22 protein-coding genes are annotated in these 20,111 nt (G+C 39.4%); 18 read left to right on the top strand and 4 right to left on the bottom strand.

Going from position 1 to position 20,111, the window contains the following annotated elements:
• Nucleotides 1-35 precede the first annotated feature (35 nt).
• Together CLV81_RS03095 and CLV81_RS03100 are read right to left on the bottom strand one after the other, a co-directional pair.
• Nucleotides 36-1,907 (bottom strand): DUF4270 domain-containing protein, encoded by a 1,872-nt coding sequence (locus CLV81_RS03095; protein ID WP_106143587.1) that lies wholly within the window; start codon nt 1,905-1,907, stop codon nt 36-38.
• A 5-nt stretch (nt 1,908-1,912) separates the two neighbouring features.
• Nucleotides 1,913-2,722 carry a glycogen/starch synthase gene (locus tag CLV81_RS03100; protein ID WP_106143588.1) on the bottom strand — a complete coding sequence of 270 codons (810 nt, stop codon included), beginning with the start codon at nt 2,720-2,722 and terminating at the stop codon, nt 1,913-1,915.
• Between the two features lie 102 nt (nt 2,723-2,824).
• Here CLV81_RS03100 and panC point away from each other — a divergent pair, with 102 nt between their 5' ends.
• Genes panC through radA form a run of 5 tightly spaced genes read left to right on the top strand, consistent with a single transcriptional unit; the run spans nt 2,825 to nt 7,594 of the window.
• Entirely contained in the window at nt 2,825-3,673 is an 849-nt protein-coding gene (gene panC / locus CLV81_RS03105; protein WP_106143589.1) for a pantoate--beta-alanine ligase, read from the top strand.
• A 13-nt stretch (nt 3,674-3,686) separates the two neighbouring features.
• On the top strand, nt 3,687-4,037 hold the full coding sequence (gene panD, locus CLV81_RS03110; protein WP_106143590.1) for an aspartate 1-decarboxylase: 351 nt from the start codon (nt 3,687-3,689) through the stop codon (nt 4,035-4,037).
• Nucleotides 4,038-4,039: 2 nt separating this feature from the next.
• Nucleotides 4,040-5,005, top strand: a complete 966-nt coding sequence (locus CLV81_RS03115; protein WP_106143591.1) for a lysylphosphatidylglycerol synthase transmembrane domain-containing protein — start codon at nt 4,040-4,042, stop codon at nt 5,003-5,005.
• A 26-nt stretch (nt 5,006-5,031) separates the two neighbouring features.
• A complete protein-coding gene (locus CLV81_RS03120; RefSeq protein WP_106143592.1) occupies nt 5,032-6,174 on the top strand; it encodes an alpha/beta hydrolase in 1,143 nt (380 codons plus the stop codon).
• A 55-nt stretch (nt 6,175-6,229) separates the two neighbouring features.
• Entirely contained in the window at nt 6,230-7,594 is a 1,365-nt protein-coding gene (gene radA / locus CLV81_RS03125) for a DNA repair protein RadA (RefSeq protein WP_106144891.1), read from the top strand.
• 3 nt (nt 7,595-7,597) lie between these two features.
• Here radA and CLV81_RS03130 read toward each other — a convergent pair whose 3' ends face one another.
• Both CLV81_RS03130 and CLV81_RS03135 read right to left on the bottom strand, forming a co-directional pair.
• On the bottom strand, nt 7,598-8,638 hold the full coding sequence (locus CLV81_RS03130; RefSeq protein WP_106143593.1) for an NADP(H)-dependent aldo-keto reductase: 1,041 nt from the start codon (nt 8,636-8,638) through the stop codon (nt 7,598-7,600).
• A gap of 63 nt (nt 8,639-8,701) precedes the next feature.
• A complete protein-coding gene (locus tag CLV81_RS03135; protein ID WP_106144892.1) occupies nt 8,702-9,466 on the bottom strand; it encodes an exodeoxyribonuclease III in 765 nt (254 codons plus the stop codon).
• A gap of 125 nt (nt 9,467-9,591) precedes the next feature.
• Between CLV81_RS03135 and CLV81_RS03140 the strand changes: the two genes are divergently transcribed.
• From CLV81_RS03140 to CLV81_RS03200, 13 genes are all read left to right on the top strand, one after another.
• Nucleotides 9,592-10,110, top strand: a complete 519-nt coding sequence (locus CLV81_RS03140; RefSeq protein ID WP_106144893.1) for a hypothetical protein — start codon at nt 9,592-9,594, stop codon at nt 10,108-10,110.
• Between the two features lie 29 nt (nt 10,111-10,139).
• Nucleotides 10,140-10,688, top strand: coding sequence for a cysteine hydrolase family protein (locus tag CLV81_RS03145; RefSeq protein ID WP_106143594.1), 549 nt, complete (start codon nt 10,140-10,142; stop codon nt 10,686-10,688).
• 15 nt (nt 10,689-10,703) lie between these two features.
• Nucleotides 10,704-11,810: a Gfo/Idh/MocA family protein gene (locus CLV81_RS03150; RefSeq protein ID WP_106143595.1), complete on the top strand. Its 1,107-nt coding sequence runs from the start codon at nt 10,704-10,706 to the stop codon at nt 11,808-11,810.
• Nucleotides 11,811-11,930: 120 nt separating this feature from the next.
• Nucleotides 11,931-12,689 (top strand): hypothetical protein, encoded by a 759-nt coding sequence (locus CLV81_RS03155; RefSeq protein WP_158259064.1) that lies wholly within the window; start codon nt 11,931-11,933, stop codon nt 12,687-12,689.
• A 60-nt stretch (nt 12,690-12,749) separates the two neighbouring features.
• On the top strand, nt 12,750-13,091 hold the full coding sequence (locus tag CLV81_RS03160; RefSeq protein ID WP_146129816.1) for a hypothetical protein: 342 nt from the start codon (nt 12,750-12,752) through the stop codon (nt 13,089-13,091).
• Nucleotides 13,092-13,277: 186 nt separating this feature from the next.
• The gene (locus CLV81_RS03165; RefSeq protein WP_158259065.1) at nt 13,278-13,778 is read left to right on the top strand and encodes a tetratricopeptide repeat protein; all 501 of its coding nucleotides are present in this window, start codon (nt 13,278-13,280) and stop codon (nt 13,776-13,778) included.
• A 78-nt stretch (nt 13,779-13,856) separates the two neighbouring features.
• On the top strand, nt 13,857-14,147 hold the full coding sequence (locus tag CLV81_RS03170; protein ID WP_106143599.1) for a hypothetical protein: 291 nt from the start codon (nt 13,857-13,859) through the stop codon (nt 14,145-14,147).
• A 133-nt stretch (nt 14,148-14,280) separates the two neighbouring features.
• Entirely contained in the window at nt 14,281-16,020 is a 1,740-nt protein-coding gene (locus CLV81_RS03175) for a CocE/NonD family hydrolase (RefSeq protein WP_106143600.1), read from the top strand.
• Between the two features lie 108 nt (nt 16,021-16,128).
• Nucleotides 16,129-17,214, top strand: a complete 1,086-nt coding sequence (locus tag CLV81_RS03180; protein WP_106143601.1) for a serine hydrolase domain-containing protein — start codon at nt 16,129-16,131, stop codon at nt 17,212-17,214.
• Nucleotides 17,215-17,341: 127 nt separating this feature from the next.
• Complete coding sequence (locus CLV81_RS03185) at nt 17,342-17,809, top strand: hypothetical protein (RefSeq protein WP_146129817.1); 468 nt, start codon at nt 17,342-17,344, stop codon at nt 17,807-17,809.
• A gap of 69 nt (nt 17,810-17,878) precedes the next feature.
• Nucleotides 17,879-18,256: a DUF2200 domain-containing protein gene (locus CLV81_RS03190; RefSeq protein WP_106143603.1), complete on the top strand. Its 378-nt coding sequence runs from the start codon at nt 17,879-17,881 to the stop codon at nt 18,254-18,256.
• Between the two features lie 66 nt (nt 18,257-18,322).
• Nucleotides 18,323-18,883: an HD domain-containing protein gene (locus CLV81_RS03195; protein WP_106143604.1), complete on the top strand. Its 561-nt coding sequence runs from the start codon at nt 18,323-18,325 to the stop codon at nt 18,881-18,883.
• Between the two features lie 78 nt (nt 18,884-18,961).
• Nucleotides 18,962-20,095 (top strand): alpha/beta hydrolase, encoded by a 1,134-nt coding sequence (locus CLV81_RS03200; RefSeq protein ID WP_106143605.1) that lies wholly within the window; start codon nt 18,962-18,964, stop codon nt 20,093-20,095.
• Nucleotides 20,096-20,111: the final 16 nt, after the last annotated feature.

The raw sequence follows: 20,111 nt of genomic DNA on the forward strand, positions 1-20,111 counted from the left end.
TTAAGATATATAACGTAAAAAATCCACAAAATGTATCAATTTGCCTCTGTGTAAAAAATCTCTAACTTCAGTTTTCTATCTTCTTCTGAAGCAGGAACATTACTTCCAAACAAAACAGTACCCAAAGGATTGATTGTGGACATTATGGGGACGTCAATGGTAGCTGGTTCTGAAGCACCTACTCCTTCTTGGACAAAAGGAATGCCTACGTTTGATGATACCGCCAAGGCCAACTTAGCATTAGTGGAATCCCTAACAACTATATTGTTGATATGCTCCGTTATTCTAACGGTATATCGTAATCCCACATCTCCATCACGCTCCAGTAATCCGTCGTAACTTGGTAAAATAGTAAGAGGTTCAAACACTTCTGTAGGATCCGGGTCAGTAAGAAGATTATAAAGGGGTTGATTGGTCTCTGCATTGTACAAATACAATCTAGGTGGTTCCACTACTGTTCCTCCAGCACTCAACAATGCTTCCCTGTCCACATAAAAAACCAAATTGGCTTCATTGATAATCCAATTGTTTGATCGTATCTCTTCAATCAAGTTCCTGCCCCTAGTTTCAGAGTCTTCTAAATCATCAAACAGCAATACTTCGGACATAACTCCTGTACCACCTTTCAAATAAATTCTAGAAGCATTCTCGCCATTATCGAGTTGACTGGAAATACTCGCTGGTATTTCATCTTCAAAAGTATTGACTGCATTTCCTCTGGTTACCAATCCATTGGCACCTTGAATCAAATTGAAAATAAAATCTCTTTCTACAGTTTCAGCAACATCATCTGTAGTATTAAAATCCTGAAAGTTATATGTAATTGTTATGGTAGCCTGTGTAAGGTCAAAGAGGAACAAAAGGTCTTCTTCCACACCATTTCCGGTAATACGTATACCTCTGAAAAAGTCAGAAAAATTGGATACACTGAGTAATTCAGACTGCCCCTCTTTATCAAGGATATTTCTTTGAAAAAAATCCATGTCCAATGGTATTTGTAGGCCTGGAGGCAGTCTAGATTCTACTACCTCGGACTCATCCACATCCTCGGTATCCGGGTCATCTTCCTGAAAAGTGATTATCTCCAAATCACTAATAACAAGTGGTTCCTGACCAGGGTCAGAACCATCATAGAGTACCTCGCCCTCAAAACTTGAAAAGTCCTGGTTGGAGAAAAATTCCTGAGCTTCTTCAAAATTGGTATTTGGGTCAAGGTCCCTTAAAAAGAATGTAGATTCCGTAACCCTAAGATTAACGTTTTGCATCCTATTTCCAAAAATACTATCCAAAGCGAATCTTCTTCGGAATGTATTGGGAACAAAATTGTCTCCTGTACCATCTTCGGTTTCGTCAAAAGGATTGGAACCTAAAATACGTTCATCGTTGTCACTTACACCATCACCATCCCAATCTGAGTTGGGGTCCAATCTATCGGCTTCGGTTCGTTCAATTTCGTCTTCAACACCATCACCATCTGTGTCACGTACTGAGCCAGGCGGAAGTTGAAAGGGTAAGTATAAAATTACTTCTACCACTGTTTCTTCTTCGGGTATCGTAGAGTCACTATCATCCGAATCAGCATTATCCTCAACTTCTTGGGTGCTATCACCAAATGTTGGATTCGGAGTTCCCCCAGGAAAAGTGACCTGAGAGACAATACTCGCAGTTCTTCTACCAAAAATTGGGTCATTGAATGTCCCCAATTGGTATAGGGGCAATCTATTGGTTTGTACCGCTTGAACTCCCTTATTGAATGCAAAAACATTATATTCTTCACGGCCAGTGGTAAAAGGTTCTCCTGCAACCACACCCTCTCCTAGAGTACCTAATTCTTCTTCACATGAAACCAACATCGCAACCAAAACCATGGCAATTGCCAAAGGTTTAATCCCTTTCAAATTTCGCATGTTTTTTATTTTAGAACCTCAGTTTTATAAAAATTGGTATAAGCTTCTTCTGCCTCTTGAAGAGAGACATAGGGCAAAACTGGTTTGGAAGAGTTGTTTATGTGTGTTTTTAGGTCATCAGAAACGCCTTCCGAGGCTAAAATAATGGCATCGGAATAATCGGTGGCAACCTTTAACAAATTATTATAGTCGGGTTGGGAAAGCGGCCCAATGCTATCCTCAGAAATTCCATCAAATTTGATTTTATCCATCATTTCTTTGTCAAGCTCACCTTCAAAACCGTTTTCATATACGGACAACACAATCTTGCTGTCAGCAAACAACGGTTCATCAGCGTAATACTTTCTTAAGTACAATGGAAGCAAAGAAGCCATCCAGCCATGGACATGGATAATATCCGGAGACCAATTCAACTTCTTTACAGTTTCAACCACGCCTTTTGCAAAAAATATGGCTCTTTCATCATTATCCGGGAAAAGATTGCCATCAGCATCGGTAAAAGTGGCTTTCCTCTTAAAATATTCATCGTTGTCAATGAAATATACTTGAATACGCTCCTTGGGTATGGACGCAACTTTTATAATCAACGGCATGTCCATATCGTTGATTACCAAATTCATTCCCGACAAACGGATTACTTCATGTAATTGATGTCTTCTCTCATTAATATTTCCATACCTCGGCATAAAAATACGTATCTGACCCCCATTGCTATTTACCATTCTAGGGGCTTCGTATGACATTAAGGAGACTTGGTTCTCAGGGAGGTAGGGCACTAATTCAGAAGATACAAACAATATCTTTTTTCCATTCATAAAGTCGTGTTTTTACTTATCCGAAAAACGTAGCTGCAAAAGTACAAAAATTATGCTGATTACCAGTAATTATAGTATTTTTGCACGCTTTTAATACTCGAGATGTCAATTTTTTACACCAAAATGGACCTTTTTTCTTTTCTTGAATCAAAGGAAATGCAGGACCTGACTTTAGGTCTGGTTCCCACAATGGGCGCGCTTCACAAGGGACACCTCTCCTTGATCAAAAAGGCGCTTTCTGAAAACGACAAGGTAGTCGTGAGTATTTTTGTCAACCCGACCCAGTTTAACAATCCTAATGATTTGGAGAAATATCCAAGAAATTTGGACCATGACTTGGCACTATTAAGGAAAGTAGACCCCAACATTTTAGTTTTTGCACCTTCTGCAAATGATATTTATGAAGGCTCTGTGGTTTCCCAAAACTACAATTTTGATGGTTTGGACAAAGCCATGGAAGGAGCTTTCAGGCCTGGACATTTTGATGGCGTCGGCACTATTGTGGAACTGTTTCTCAAAACTGTTTCTCCTGACAAAGCCTATTTCGGTGAAAAAGACTTTCAACAACTTCAAATTATCCGAAAGTTGGTAAAAAAGAGAGGTATTAAGGTAGAAATTATAGGTTGCCCCATAGAGCGTGAGCCGAATGGATTGGCCATGAGTTCCAGAAATGAAAGATTGAGCATTGAAATGCGACAAAAGGCTGGTTTCATTTATAAAACGTTGGAAACTGCCAAGAAAAAGTTTGGCACGGAAAGTGCAAATCATCTATTGAATTGGGTAGGGTCTGAATTTGAAAAGAATGAGGATTTTGAATTGGAATATTTCAGCATTTCAGAGGAGGAAACCTTGCTGCCCATAAAAAGAAAAGAAAACAATAAAGAATATCGAGCTTTCATTGCCGTTTATGCGAATGACGTTCGTTTAATAGACAATCTAAAACTCAATTAACTAATTTTGCGCCATGCAGGTAGAAGTTGTAAAATCTAAAATACATCGAGTAAAGGTCACTGGAGCAGACCTCAACTACATTGGTAGCATTACCATTGATGAAGATTTAATGGACGCGGCCAATATTATTAGGGGAGAGAAAGTCCAAATCGTGAACAACAACAATGGTGAGCGATTGGAAACCTATGCCATTCCTGGGCCAAGAGGTTCTGGTGAACTAACCTTGAACGGGGCCGCGGCACGCAAGGTTGCTGTTGGTGATGTCCTCATTTTGATAACCTATGCTTGGATGGGCATTGAAGAGGCCAAATCCTTCAATCCTGCATTAGTGTTCCCCAACGAGGAAACCAATAGGCTAAACTAGTTTTGAGCACCTCTCTGAAAAAGTTTCTCAAAATTACTGTCCCAATTCTCATCGGATTGGGGCTAGTGTACTATTCCTATGCTTCCACAACCCCGGAGGATAGGGCCAGAATTTTTGAAGCCATTAAAAGTGCAGATCCCATTTGGGTCTTCTTGTCCATTTTCATAGGTATTCTGAGTCATGTTTCTAGAGCTATCAGGTGGAACTATCTTTTAGAACCTTTGGGATATCGACCAAAACTGATAAACAATATTCTCATTATCCTTACCAGTTATTTTGCCAATACCCTTGTTCTTCGCTCTGGGGAAATCCTTAGGGCCACAGCGCTCAACACCTATGAAAAAGTTCCCTTTGAAAAAGGTTTTGGTACTATTGTGACCGAAAGAATCATTGATGTCATTATGCTGCTTCTGGTCATAACCATAGCGCTCCTCGTCCAGACCGATGTAATTTTGGGCATTCTGGAAGAAAATGGAATTGGACTTATTGGGTCACTGGTCTTACTTTTGGTTGGCGTGCTTGGACTCGTTATAGCAATCCGACTCATTAAAAAATCCACCTCCAGCTTTGCCCTAAAAATAAAGGCTTTTCTTAACGGACTTCTGGATGGTGTCATGAGTATCTTCAAAATGAAGCATCGAGGGGCCTTTATCTTTCACACTTTCTTCATCTGGGCCTGTTATATTGGCATGTTTTGGGTCATTAAGTTTACAGTTCCCGAAACCACAGAGCTACCTTTAGGCGCCTTTTTAGTTGCCTTTGTTGCCGGTGCCTTTGCCATGGCCACCACCAATGGTGGTTTGGGGCTTTTCCCTATAGTTGTCACCGCCGCTTTGTCCGTTTATGGCATCAGCAAGACTTCAGGAGACGCCTATGGATGGATCATGTGGACTGCCCAGACCATGATGGTGGTCGTTTTTGGCACAATATCCTTTATGGTACTACCGTTATTGAATAGAAATCGGTAGACCCCGGCCATCTTATACTTAACCAAATGAAAAAATATCTGCTCCTGCTTATTGGCATGGTTAGCCTCAGCCTTGCCGGTCAGGTAAAACAAGAAATCTTTGAATCCTTTAAACTTCAGGAACGGAGAAACGTTTCCTATTATTTCCCTGAGAATTACTCTGAGGACAAGAAATACCCTTTGATTGTTGTTCTAGATGCGGATTATCTTTTTGATGTCGTTGTGGCCAACGTCAAAGTATATGGCGCAAACAGCAGAATGCCTGAAGCCATTGTTGTAGGAATTCATCAATCTGAAAATGATTTGCGTTGGGATGACTGCGACTTTGAGCAGTCCACAGGTTTGCCTACGGAAAAAGGTGCCAAGTTTTATGAATTTTTAGGCACTGAGCTTATTGCCTATTTGGAAACACAATATAATATTGCCCCATTTAAGATGTTTGTGGGCTATGATATTACGGCCAACTTTGGCAATTACTTTTTGTTCAAGGACAAGTCGTATTTCAACTCTTATGTAATTGTGTCCCCTGTCTTGGCTCCCGATATGGAAAGTCGCGTTCCTGCCCGTCTTTCCGATTTGGACCAAGAAATCTTTTACAATATCATAGTTGAAAAAGAAAAAACAGAAGACAGGCAGCGGATTCTTCAAATGAACAATGCCATCAAATCCATAAACAAGGAGTCTTTGCATTACTATTTTGATGAATACGATAACGCTGACCACGTTTCAATTACAACCTATGGGATTAGCAAGGCATTCGACAATGTTTTCAAAATGTTCAGACCCATCAGTCCAAAAGAATATAAAACAGAGATATTGACCTCGAATGAGCCTGTTTTCCAATATCTGGAAAAACGCTATGCCAGAATTGAGGAACTTCTTGGGTATAAAAAGTCCGTAGATTTGAACGATATCATGGCCATTTATGCAGGTTCCCTTAAAAAACAGGATTTTGAGTCTTTGAAACCCTTGGCGGAGATTTGTAAAAAGGAATTCCCCGAAACTATGTTGGGCTTTTATTTTGAAGGCGAATATTATGAACAATTGGGAGAGCCCAAAAAAGCGTTCAAAACCTTTGAAAAAGCCTTTCAGATGGAAGAAATCGACTTCTTGACCAAGGATATGGCCCTCGAAAAAATTGATGCACTCAAAGCTGATTTCGGTTACTAATCCCTTAAAATCGGTTTAAGACTTTGTGCTATCTTTAGCCTCAAATTTGGGGCGAGTGGCCAAAGTAAAAACTTCTTTTTTTTGTCAAAATTGTGGAGCACAATACCCAAAATGGATTGGACAATGTACTTCCTGCAAACAATGGAACACCATTGTTGAAGAAGTTATTCAGAAAGAGGAAAAGCCAGCTTGGAAATCAAGTGCTACGCCTACATCGAAAAGAGCCGGTTCTCCAATACGGCTTTCGGAAATCACACAGGAAAAGGAACTTCGCCTGGACACCCAAGATATGGAGTTCAATCGTGTATTGGGTGGCGGATTAGTTCCTGGTTCGTTGACTTTGCTTGGAGGTGAGCCCGGTATCGGAAAAAGCACCTTGCTCCTTCAAATAGCTTTAAAACTGCCTTACAAAACACTATATGTTTCCGGTGAGGAGAGTCAAAAGCAAATCAAGATGCGAGCAGACCGCATCCTCCCTTCAAGCGAAAATTGCTTCATCCTCACGGAAACCAAAACCCAAAACATTTTCCAACAAATCACCTCACTGGAACCGGATTTGGTCATCATCGATTCCATCCAAACCCTACATACAGATTATGTGGATTCTGGGGCTGGAAGTATTTCACAAATCAGGGAATGTACCGCTGAGCTTATCAAATTTGCCAAGGAAACCCATACTCCAGTTATTCTTGTTGGACATATTACCAAAGATGGAAATATCGCAGGTCCCAAGATTTTGGAGCATATGGTGGATACTGTGCTGCAATTTGAAGGAGATAGAAATTACGTTTATCGAATTCTACGCTCTCTTAAAAACCGATTTGGTTCAACAGCCGAATTGGGTATTTACGAAATGCAGGGCAGTGGCCTTCGTGAGGTCAACAATCCTTCCGAGGTGCTTATCTCTAAAAACGATGAAAATCTAAGTGGAACGGCAATAGCCGCAACGGTAGAAGGCATGCGTCCCCTATTGATTGAAATCCAAGCCTTGGTGAGCAGCGCAGTGTATGGCACACCGCAACGTTCAGCAACCGGCTTCAATGCAAAACGCTTGAATATGCTACTGGCTGTGCTTGAAAAAAGAGCCGGTTTCAAATTAGGAGCAAAAGATGTATTTCTGAATATTACAGGAGGTATTTCTGTGGATGACCCTGCCATCGATTTAGCCGTTATGGCTTCTATCCTATCAAGCAACTCCGATATTCCTATTGAAAAGGGGGTATGCTTTGCTGCTGAAGTCGGACTTGCTGGGGAGATTCGTCCCGTGCAACGCGTGGACCAACGTATTTTGGAAGCAGAAAAGCTAGGATTCTCTACGATTTATGTGTCCAAAAACAATAAGATAGGCTTAAAGAATCCGAATATCCAGGTGCAGTTGGTTTCCAAGATTGAAGATGTGGTTTCCCACCTATTCGGCTAAGCTCTAAGGTGCCGGATTCGGTATGGCGTTATGGATTTCCTCTATGCCATCCAATACCTCATCGGAAAGGTCAACATCTATACTTTCAATATTTTCCTTAAGTTGCTCCATGGTAGTCGCACCAATAATATTGCTGGTCAAAAAAGGGCGAGTGTTTACAAAAGCCAAGGACATTTGAGCCAAACTTAATCCATGGGCTTTCGCTAAATCATTGTATTTCCTCGTGGCTTCAACCGAGATGGGGCCACTATATCTATTATAGTTGGGGAATAACGTAATTCGACCTTTACGGGGCTGTATCTCATCCAAATATTTTCCACTCAAGACGCCAAAACCTAAAGGAGAATACGCCAACAAACCAATCCCTTCGCGAGTGGAAACTTCAGAAAGGCCCACCTCAAACAAACGGTTTAGCAAGCTATATGGGTTCTGAATAGTCAACATTCGAGGTAAACTTTGGTGTACTTTGCTCTCTTCCAGAAATCGCATAGTTCCCCATGGGGTTTCATTGGAGAGACCCACATGTCTTATTTTACCTTCGCTTACCAAATCCCTCAAGGTTTCCAAAACCTGATGGATATTATCCTCCCACATATCCACGGCATGGGCATTGAATCCTCGTTGTCCAAAATAGTTGGTGTTTCGCTCAGGCCAGTGCAATTGATATAGGTCGATATAGTCCGTTTGCAACCGCTTTAGGCTTCCTTCTACAGCTTTGATGATGGAGTCTTTGCTGAACCCAGTGGTCCTTATGTGTTTTGTAAACTCGGCTCGTCCTGCAATCTTTGTGGCCAAAACTACCCTATCACGATTACCAGTTTTTTTGAACCAACTCCCAATAAATTCCTCAGTTACCGCATACAATTCTTTTTTGGCAGGAACGGGATATAATTCGGCCGTATCAAAAAAATTGATGCCTTGGTCCAAGGCATAGTCCATTTGGTCATGGCCTTCTTCTTCACTGTTCTGCCTTCCAAAAGTCATGGTTCCCAAACAAATCTTGCTTACTCGAATATTGGTATGGGGAATTCTAGTGTATTTCATGCAATTTTTAATTTGAAAGCCTCAAAAATAAGATATAGTTCTGGAAGAGGTTTTACCCCTTCGTTATTTTTCGACTTCCAGCAGTATGGGGCAATGGTCACTGTGTTTGGCTTCTGAAAGAATTACGGAACGTTTCAATCTACTTTCCAGTGAATTGGCGACCATACCGTAATCCAAACGCCAACCTTTGTTATTGGCCCTAGCGTTGGCACGATAGCTCCACCACGTGTAATTGTGCGGTTCTTTATTAAAGTGCCGAAAACTATCAATGAATCCGCTGTTCATAAAATTCCCAATCCATTCACGCTCTACGGGTAAAAAGCCAGAAACATTTTTGTTCCGTACCGGGTCATGAATGTCTATGGCTTCATGACAAATGTTATAATCCCCGCAAACAATCAGATTGGGTCTATCATTCCTAAGCGCGTTGGCATACTTCTGAAAGTCGGCCATATAGGTCAGTTTAAACTCCAGTCGGTCTAGATTGGTCCCAGAAGGAAGGTACATACTCATCACGGAAAGGTCCCCAAAATCGGCGCGAATATTTCTTCCCTCATTATCCATATAGTCTATCCCTGTCCCATATTCAATATGGTCCGGTTCTGCTTTGCACAACAAGGCCACACCGCTGTACCCCTTCTTTTCCGCACTGAACCAATAATGAAAAGGATATCCCGCCTTTTCAAAAGCTTCAACATCCACCTGCTCTTTCTGGGCCTTGGTCTCTTGCAGGCAAACCACATCAGGGTTTACACTTGTTAGCCAATCAATAAACCCTTTGTTCAAGGCGGCTCTAATACCATTTACATTATAGGAAACTATGTTCATGCTCAAATTTTTACTAAAAATAACCATTGTCCTTGGCTCTTTAAAACCAATTTGACCCAAGAAGCCATTACCTTTGTTTTTTGGAACACTAGTTGATTATCCCAATAGTGTTTAAAACCTTGACCATGAAACGAATACTTTTCTTTATCATTTTGTTCTCCGGATATTTTGCACTAGGACAAGCGTATCCAAGATTCGACAATGACAATGAACTGAAATTCAATATCGGACTGTTCTTGGCCACCACAAGCGTAGAAGGCTCATACGAGTATTTCTTCAGCGAAGATACCAGTATAGGGGGAACCGTCTATTTTGATAATGATGCTACGGATTTCAATGGAAACTTCGGAATCGGACCCAACTTTAGGGCATACTTTGGCTATCAACCCCGAAGCGGCTTTTTTGCAGAAGCCTTTGGGCTCTATTATACTGGGGAGGACGAAATTTCGGAAGAAGAACTTGGCCCGCGAAACAATGATTATAGCACTGTGGCCTTGGGGCTAGGGCTGGGAAATAAGTGGGTGACACGAAGTGAACGATTCAGTCTGGAAATCTTTGCTGGTTTTGGAAGAAATATCAATCCTGAAGATTTTCAGGATGACTTTATGTACCGAGGTGGATTGTCCATCGGTTTCCGTTTTTAATCCCTAACTTGGTCATAAGCTTAGTATGTATGACCGCATTATTACTCATCGACATTCAAAAAGGAATCCAAGAGACCGGATACTACGGAGAGGAACGCAACAATCCCCAGGCTGAAGAGAATTGCACCAAAATCTTGAACAGTTTTAGGGAAAAAGGATTGCCCATATTTCATGTGCAACACTGCTCCACCAACCCCGGTTCGCCCTTGCACCCTTCCAAAGAAACCCATGCTTTTTATCCAGGAGTCGCTCCAAAAAACGAAGAGCCTGTCATTCAAAAAGATGTGAACAGCGCCTTTATCGGGACCGACCTTGAGCAACAATTGCAACAGAAAGGCATTGATAAGGTGGTCATTACTGGATTGACCACGGAACACTGCATTTCAACCTCTACCCGTATGGCCGCCAATTTAGGCTTTGATGTGACCCTTATTTCCGATGCCACCGCCGCCTTTAGCAAAAAAGGGATTGATGGAGAATTTATTGGGGCGAATATGGTACACCAGATTGAACTGGCCAACCTCAAGGATGAATTTGCTACTATTAAGGATACCCATACCCTCTTGAGTGAACTGTAAATTGTAACTAGCTAAATGAAACATCACTTTCTTTTTTTGTTCTCTGTTCTTATGATGCTATCTGCCAACATGCAATCCCAAGAAAAACCTTTGAAAGTGGGTGTGGCGGGTCTGACCCATACCCATGTACACTGGATTTTGGGAAGGGACGATATTGGAGATATTGAAATTGTTGGTATTGCCGAACCCAATCGGGATTTGGCCCAACGCTATGCGGAGCAACATGGCTTTTCTATGGATTTAGTGTACAACACTTTGGACGAAATGATTGCGGCTACTGGTCCCGAAGCGGTGACCGCTTTTGGTACCATTTATGACCATTTGGAAGTGGTAGAAACCTGTGCTCCAAAAGGCATCCATGTGATGGTAGAAAAACCTTTGGCGGTGAGCATGGACCATGCCCAAAAGATGAAAGCCTTGGCCGAAAAGCACAACATACACCTTCTCACCAATTACGAAACCACCTGGTACCCCACCAACCATAAAGCCAAAGCCCTTTTGAATGAAGGTAAGATTGGGGATTTACGAAAAGTGATTGTGCGCGATGGACACCGAGGCCCGAAAAAAATTGGGGTGAACAAAGAGTTTCTGGATTGGCTCACCGACCCCCAGGAAAACGGAGGTGGTGCAATAACCGATTTTGGCTGCTACGGGGCCAATCTTATGACCTGGCTGATGCAGGGAAAACGACCTAATACGGTAACTGCAATTACCCAACAGTTGCAAGCCGAAAATAACCCCAAGGTGGACGACGATGCAACCATACTACTCACTTATGATACGGCCCAAGCCATTATTGAAGCCTCTTGGAATTGGCCCATGGGCAGAAAAGACATGGAATTATACGGCTTAACAGGAGCCATTTATGCCGATAACCGAAACGACCTACGTGTACGTATAGCGGAAGGTTATGATGGGTTTGAAGAAGAAAAAACCACCTTAGCTGAACGAGAGGCGCCCTACAACGACCCCTTCTCTTTATTGGCTGCTGTAGTAAAAGGAAGTATACGCTTATCCTCTTACAGCCTTTCTTCCCTGGAAAACAATATGGTGGTTATGGAGATTTTAGATGCTGCCCGAGAAAGCGCCAAAACGGGTAAAACGATTGTTTTGGAAGAGTAGAAAAGTTATTTCCTTCACTAAGAGAAATTACAGATATCCTCTACAAGATAGTACGATTATGCATTAAATTGGGGGTATAGAAGTATATTTCAAATCGCCATATATAAGTTGTGCCGAATCATGTATAAGTTATTATTGTCAACATTTTTTATGCTGTTCATAATTGGAAAATCATTGGGACAGTACCCTGAACAGCCGCCAAAAGAACTGCTAAAGAAGTATAGATTTTATACTCATAAATTCGAACCAAAAAGCTGTTGGAAATATAAATATGAGTTAAAAAATGGACTTGTCGTAAAGCAACAAAACTATTGCAGAAACAAACTGACTTACTTGGCTCTCTTCGAATATGATAAATTCGATAACGTATATAGGGAGATTGAGAAATATAATGCTGATGATGGAAATGTGAATAAAGTTTCAGAGATTAAGCTAGACTATGAGGATGGATTGCTGATTCGAAAAGAATTGGACTACGGAATAACTGAAAAGTATTCTGATTTCACTGAATTTGGTGAGCCAAAATTGATTGAAAGAGAAGATGAACATAACATTTGGCCTTACAAAGAAACCTTTGAATATGATGAGAACGGAAATGTTATTAAATCTACTGTATATAGCACATACAACGATTTAGATGACAAAATTATCAATGAAAAAGCAACCACCTCTTATAAATACGACAACTGGAATAATGTTGTAGAAATTCATAGAGAATTTGAACCTGAACAAGAATTTCCAATCATTATGATTGGCGGGCCAGCGAAATATGAGTTTGAATATTTTAGATACAAGTACAATGATAGTGGACTTTGGACCAAGAAGTACAAAACCGTCAATGAAAAGGAGTATCTAATCGCCAAAAGAAAGTATAAATAACGGTGTCCAATAATGACTATAGCTCATAGCTGAGACCGTCTACGTAGTTTAAAACAGATTATGCTTAATAAAAGTAACATCCCTTTGGGTTGTGTAGTGTATTCAGAATCAATCCATGGCATTGAAGCTGAATGGATTTTTAAACGAAAAGATACAATAGAACGGGGAAAGGGAATCGGAATACGACTAACTGAAGTAAACAAAAAAAGGAGATATGAAGGGGAATTTGAGATTACTTACTCTGATACAGATGGCAATACCTCACCAAAACTATATTTGATTATTTCCTTTGAATCGGGATATTATACCTTGACATGGAGCAACAATGAAAAAATTACAGATATAGGGATTGGTATCGAAAGGGATAACAAGTTATTGGTCAGTTATACCAAAGCCATTTGAATTCAATTTTTAGGATTTATGAATTTTCCCATTTTGATTTCTGAATCAGTTAAAAAATTATGCAGAACAACGGTTATAACCCATAGCTTTTGCCTGACCATTTTTTGTACTTTCAATTCGACCAATAAATGGCTGGCGCTGGCCATAAAGTCATCGCCGAGACCTTTGTACACAATTAAAAATCCAATGCTTAGAATTTTCACACCAATGCTTTTCATTTCAATTTTCTTAGCCGGTTGCGGTGGTGACGACTATTATAACATTGCGACATTTCATGCTAAGAATGGTGATTACGAAAAGGCAATAGAATATTTTACAAAAGCGATTGAGAAAAATCCAAAAGACACGGAAGCCTATTACCAAAGAGCTTATTGTCGCCAAGCCATAAATGGTAATAATGAGCTTATAATTGCTGACTATACTAAATCATTAGAGTTTAATCAAAACGACCATGAGGCTTACATGAATAGAGGTGTGGCGAAAATGGCAATTGGAAAGACTTCGGAATCAATACAAGATTATTTGAAATCAATTGAGATTAATCCAAAATACCCCTTAGTATACGCGAACCTTGGAAATGCTTATAAATTGAAATTTGATGACGAAAAAGCTTGTAAAAATTGGAAAAAGTCTCTTGAACTTGGAAGTGAAAATGTTCGAGAAAGGATTGAAATAAATTGTAAATAAAAAACTGTGTACAACAAAACCTATTCGCAATACCCTTCGGGAAACTACGCGTGGCCAAACCGTTTGCAAAAATCATAAATGCAGAAGTTTAAAAGCATTGGATTCCTAATTCTAGTTATCGTTATCGGATATAATGTCTACGATTATTTTAAAGTGAAAAGGGAATTAGAAAATAAGAATCTTCAGGAATGTAGCAGAAAATTCAGAATCACAAATCCTGAAATCGATAAAACGGTCGCTGACCAATATTGTAAGTGTACTATTGAAAGACTTGGTGAAAAGTATAAAAACTCAAAAATCGAAGCGGAAAAAATTCTTGAAGATGAAAGAGCAGTTATGCAGGATTGTTTTGAAGAAGCGAATAAATAAAACAAACTTTTGCTATTAATAACCATGATTTGTTATGGTTTTGTAAGACACCAAAATCATCGCCGAGACCATTAGCTACAAATGGAAAATGCGACATACAACCAAATCAATCGTCTTTACAATAAACAACTGAATGAAAATCCTTCTGAATGTATGTGTTGTTTTGCTTTTAGGCTGCAATACATCAAACAAAAAAGACAACACACAACTCACCAACTCAAATGACGATTACCTGATTGAAGATGTTGTAATTGAAACAAGGGATGGGGCGCAACTATCAGCAATCGTTTGCCGAAAAAAAGAAAACACCAAACCACAGGCTGTAATCTTACAGAGTACCATTTATGTCAGGGACAAAGGCCGTGACCTAAACACCATAAAAGAATCTGCAGACAGAGGTTATGTGGGAGTTATTGCTTACGCAAGAGGAAAACGCTTTAGCCCGAATGAAATTTGGCCTTATGAAAATGATGCCAATGACACTTATGATGTTATCGATTGGATTAGCAAGCAAGAATGGTGTGATGGGCGCGTTGGGATGTTCGGTGGCAGCTATAATGGGTTTACGCAATGGGCCTCGCTGAAAAAACCACACCCTGCACTTAAAACAATTGTGCCCTATGTGGCAAACAGACCTGGATTGGGCTTGCCGATGGAGAACAATATTTTTATTAATCCGAATTACGAATGGGCATTTCTAGTCGGGAACAATAAATATTTGGATACTATCGCCGGCAATGATAGACAACGTTCTCGAAATTTGATGTTCAACTGGTGGGAAACTGGTGTATCCTACAATAGAATGGATAGTATTGACGGAATACCCAACAGGCTTTTTCAAAGATGGATAAGCCATCCTTCATTTGATGGGTATTGGCAAAAAATGGCGCCTTATAAAGAAGACTTTTCACAAATTGATATTCCCATACTTTCGATAGATGGCTACTACAACGATTCACAAAATTCAGGACTTTATTATTTAAGGGAGCATTACAAATACAATCCAAATGCCGAGCACTATTTGATTATCGGCCCATACAGTCATTTTGGCGCGCAGCGCAATGGTTCTGAAGAAATAAATGGATACGAAGTTGATAAGGACGCGCTGATAAACACAAATGAAATAACCTATCAATGGTTCGATTATGTCTTCAATGATGGCAACAAGCCCGAAAAATTGCAAAACAAAATCAATTACCAGGTGATGGGAGCAAACGAATGGCGAAGCGCGTCATCGATTGAAAATATGAGCAATACCCATTTAAAATTCTACTTGACAACTGAAAAGCAGAATGACATCTATACTTTAAATGATGAAAAGCCTGTAAATTCTGCATTCTTATCCCAAAAGGTGGATTTTTCCGATAGAAAAAATGGCAATAATGATTATTATCCGAATCCGATAATAAAAGAGGATATGGATTTGAGCAATGGATTTAATTTTATAAGCGAACCTCTTGAAGAATCCATTGTTGTCAATGGCTCTTTTCTGGGTGAATTAACCGTCAGCATAAATAAAAAAGACTTTGATTTTGGAGTCACACTTTACGAAGTGATGCCCAATGGAAAACTATTCCACCTATCTTATATTGTCGGAAGAGCAAGTTATGCGGATGATATCGAAAACAGGCAATTACTTCAACCCAAAGAAATCGAAAGAATTCCATTTTCAAACACACATTTGGTCAGTAAGAAACTAAGCAAAGGAAGTCGTCTGCTTGTGTATATTAATGTCAATAAAAATCCGTTTTCCGAACTCAACTATGGGACTGGAAAAACCGTAAGCGAGGAATCCATAAAAGATGCTCATGAACCTTTAGAAGTTAAATGGTACAATGACAGCTACGTAGAAATACCAATCTTAACTGACTAAATACAGGGAGTGACTCCAACACATAACGTGGTATATAAAAAACAATCCTTATTTTTTAAAAACCGTAACAATTTCAAATCTCATGGGTCATTGAAACAAACAAATCAAATGAAATTAATTTTACAGCTACTTCTAATCACTTTTTTGATAGGAAAATCGTACGCCCAAGAAAGTGATAGAAGTGTTTTTGGCAAAACGGATGCCTACTTGGAAAGTACCCTAGATAGTCTACAGATTGTTGGTTTAAACTATGCAATACTTGTTGACAATAAAGTAGTGCACAAAAAATCATTCGGTTCGGCACATGCCCAACTTGATGTGCCTATGACCCTGGACAAATCCTTTCCCGTAGCTTCAATATCCAAAATGTTCAGCTCAATTGCCCTTCATAAATTACTGAGCATTCATAATAGGGACGTAAGTGAAACCGTAGGGGATTTTCTTCCAAGCAGAAACGACTTGCCCGAATCATGGCAAAAATTGACGCTAGAACAATTGCTCTCCCATACTTCTGGTGTTCCAGACCAAATAGACTATCAAATTTTTTTAGCGCCAGAAAGTGAACAATCGGTTATTGATGCCATAAAGGATAAACCATTTAGTTCCCAGCCAGGAACGGAATCAAAGTATAATGCAACAGGGTTTTTGTTGATTCGTGCCATAATTGAAAAATTGGCCAACCAAGATTTTGAATCGCACATGCAAACGGAATATTTTGACAAGTTCAATTTAATTTCCGCTAAATATGGTGGATTTAAAAAAGTGATTCCAAATAGGGTGACCTGCTACCAAAACAACAATGGAAATTTAGAAATGTTCCCTCTCAATTATTCGCCACCAATGTATGCTGGTGCGGGTCTAAACATCACTATTAATGATTTGGCCAAATGGTTTCAAGCATTACAAGATGGACTGATTCTGGACAAAGACATCTTTAATAAGATTTGGACGCCCGTTAAATTGGCCAATGGAAAGGATGGTTATTTTGGGTTGGGATGGGAATCCTATAGACTTGAAGGAGGCTACCGAATGGTGGGTCACGGCGGTGCTGGAATTTCATCCTTTAGGCATTACTGGAATGAAAACACAAATCAGAACATTACGATAATCCTGTTGACAAATGGCGCCTATGACTGGAAAATAAGGCCCAATCAAATGAATTCAGAAATTGCCAACATGTTATTTGAAAAATAACTAAAGTTCTCCACACTGGCTTTAATACAGGCCTTCCACTTGGCCATTTTTTCGTACTTTCAATTCAACCAATAAATGGCTGTAGTTGGCCATCAGGGCATCGCCGAAACCGTTAGCCAAAATATCAATGAAAAGCCCTCTGAACATAGAGATTATAGAAAATAATGGAGGTGGACATAATGATTTGTTGTTTGAAATACCTAAACTAATAGGACAACAAAAATTTGACACTTACTATTTTGCCTTGGCGATTGAACCAAAACATGGAATAGCAGAGATTAAAAATGCTGTTGCTCGATTAATCGATTCGTGGAATAAAAAACAAGCTGAATTGAAAAACGGACAGGTTATTTATCTGCCCATTGATTTTTCAGACCAATACACAGGTTGTTTAAGAGTGGAGAAGAAAAACGACCTGACTTTAAGTTATGGATTTTCAAGACGTGAAGGTTGGAGGGGTGATCCAATGAATCCAGTAGACTATTTTGAATCGATAACCGATTTCAATTCCATCAATGAAAAGTCGATAACGGTTAATCAATTGGAATTTGAAAAGTGTTTGACCGAAATAATTGAAAAACTGAAATCGAAGTAAAAAGTAGAATAACAATATCATAAATCATAGCTGAGACCACAAGCACCAATAGATTTAAAATCGAACAAAATGGAAGTCACCACCGAAAAAAATGAAAAGGTTGCCAATATGGTATTCGCATCCATTTATCCACTTTACCTGAATAGATTGGAGAAAAATGGAAGAACAAAAGAAGAACTCAACCAAGTAATCCAATGGTTCACTGGTTTTGATCAAGATGCTCTACAAGCCCTTATTGATAAAAAAGCTACGTTTAGAACATTTTTTCAAAAAGCCAACATACATCCAAATTCTTACTTGATTAAAGGAGTGGTTTGTGGATATCGCATTGAAGAAATAGCCGATGAATTTGAGTTGTACAAACAGTGTAGACAAATGGAAAAGCTGATTGATGAATTGGCAAAAGGTCGTAAAATGGAGAAAATTTTACGTGAAGAAAAAAAGTAGACCCTGGAGCTAACAAAACCTCAACTACGTCAAAAATGGAGTTTGACGAAAACGCTACCTTCTGTTATGAAAATCGAACAACTAATCAAGAGTCTGACCGAATTGGAAAAACTGAAAACAGTTGAACGTGGACTCAATGTTGGGAATAGAAAAGAAAGTAGCGCAGAACATTCTTGGAGCTGTTTATTGATTGCCGATGTAGTACTAGATTTTGTCAATGAACCTTTGGACAAACTAAAAGTTTTTGAATACCTACTCTATCACGATGTTGTAGAAGTTTATGCTGGAGATGCAAAATTCAACAACCCAGAGGAAATGAAATTAAAGCAAGAAAAAGAAGAAAAGGCACTGGAAAAAATCTCTTCATTTCTACCAAATTCCAATAGATTTCAAAAAATAATGGCGGAATATGAACACCGAAAAACGCGGGAATCAGAATTTGCTAAAGCAATTGATTGTATCGACTCTTGTGTTCGAAACTTGAATGATGAAAAAGCCTCGAATAAAGACGGGTTTACGGAAAGTTTAATTCGACGGAAATACGAACCACACGTTTCAAAGTTTCCGATTACGGAAGAATTATTTGAGACGCTAATGAAAAGATTGGTTGAATTGGAAAAGGTTTAGCAGTAAGTAACAATAAGTACAATTTATCTGACGAACTTAGGACAAAATCATAGCCACTATTTTGAAGAACTCCACCCCATGAAAAGATTGCTCATTTTCACCCTATTTTGTTTTGTAAATACAGGACTATGCGTAGCTCAGGAGTATAATTCTCCCATTACCATTGGTGTTAATCATACCATTAAGTCTTCCATATTAAATCAGGATAGAGCCATTCAAATTTATACTCCAGAATCATACTCAGATTCCACTAAGGAATATCCCGTGCTGTACATTTTAGATGGACAACGGTATTTTCTAAGTGGAGTGGCTGTTCAAACGGCCATGAAAAACCCTCGTGCCATTCCAGAAATGATTGTGGTAGGTATCGCAACCAACAATCCGTTACGGCGAACTTTATTTGGTGATGAAAGTGAAAAATTCACCAGTTTTTTAATCAAAGAAGTGGTTCATTATGTAGACTCCAACTACAGAACAAGTGATGAACGAGTGATTTTCGGATGGGAGGCAGCAGCTTATTATATAAGCGAAATGATTCTGCAACAAAGTGAAGTATTTGATGGAGCCATCATAACTGACGGGGGCTACGCTTCCGAAGACCTAGTAAAAGGGTTTACCTCCAAAAAAGATGTGTACCTGTTCATGGCCAACTCCAAAAAGGATATTTACTATATAGGTTCTACGGATGCATTTCAAGAAGTATTAAATAACCATGCTCCTAAAAATCTCATTTGGAAATACCGTTTGTTCAATGACGAAATCCATGAATCATTGCCCCATTTAGCAATCTACAAGGGGCTAAAACACTACTATCATAATTATAATTCACTGGTTTTTGAAAGTATAGAAGCGTATATTGATTTAGGTGGAATGGACTACCTGACTTCGTATTTTGAGGAACGGGCCAAACGATTTGGCTTCGATAAACAAATAGATAACAGCACAAAAAATGCACTCATCTGGTTGGCCTGGAAGCGGGACAACTTTGAGTATTTCAAAATTTTCATGACCGAGTTTAAGGATGTTCTAAGCACGCAGCGATACGCTTCGGCCTATTGGCAAAATCGTTTTGGGCAATTTTATTTAAAGCATGAAGATTATACCAATGCGATTACATATTTTAACGCGGGACTTACCAAATACCCAAACTCATCATTTGAAACAGAAATGCAAGAGGGGCTTACCCTAGCCAAAAACAAAGAAGACCAATAAAAATAAAACCAGGAAT

This window comes from Flagellimonas meridianipacifica, from assembly GCF_003001695.1.
GTDB lineage: Bacteria > Bacteroidota > Bacteroidia > Flavobacteriales > Flavobacteriaceae > Flagellimonas > Flagellimonas meridianipacifica.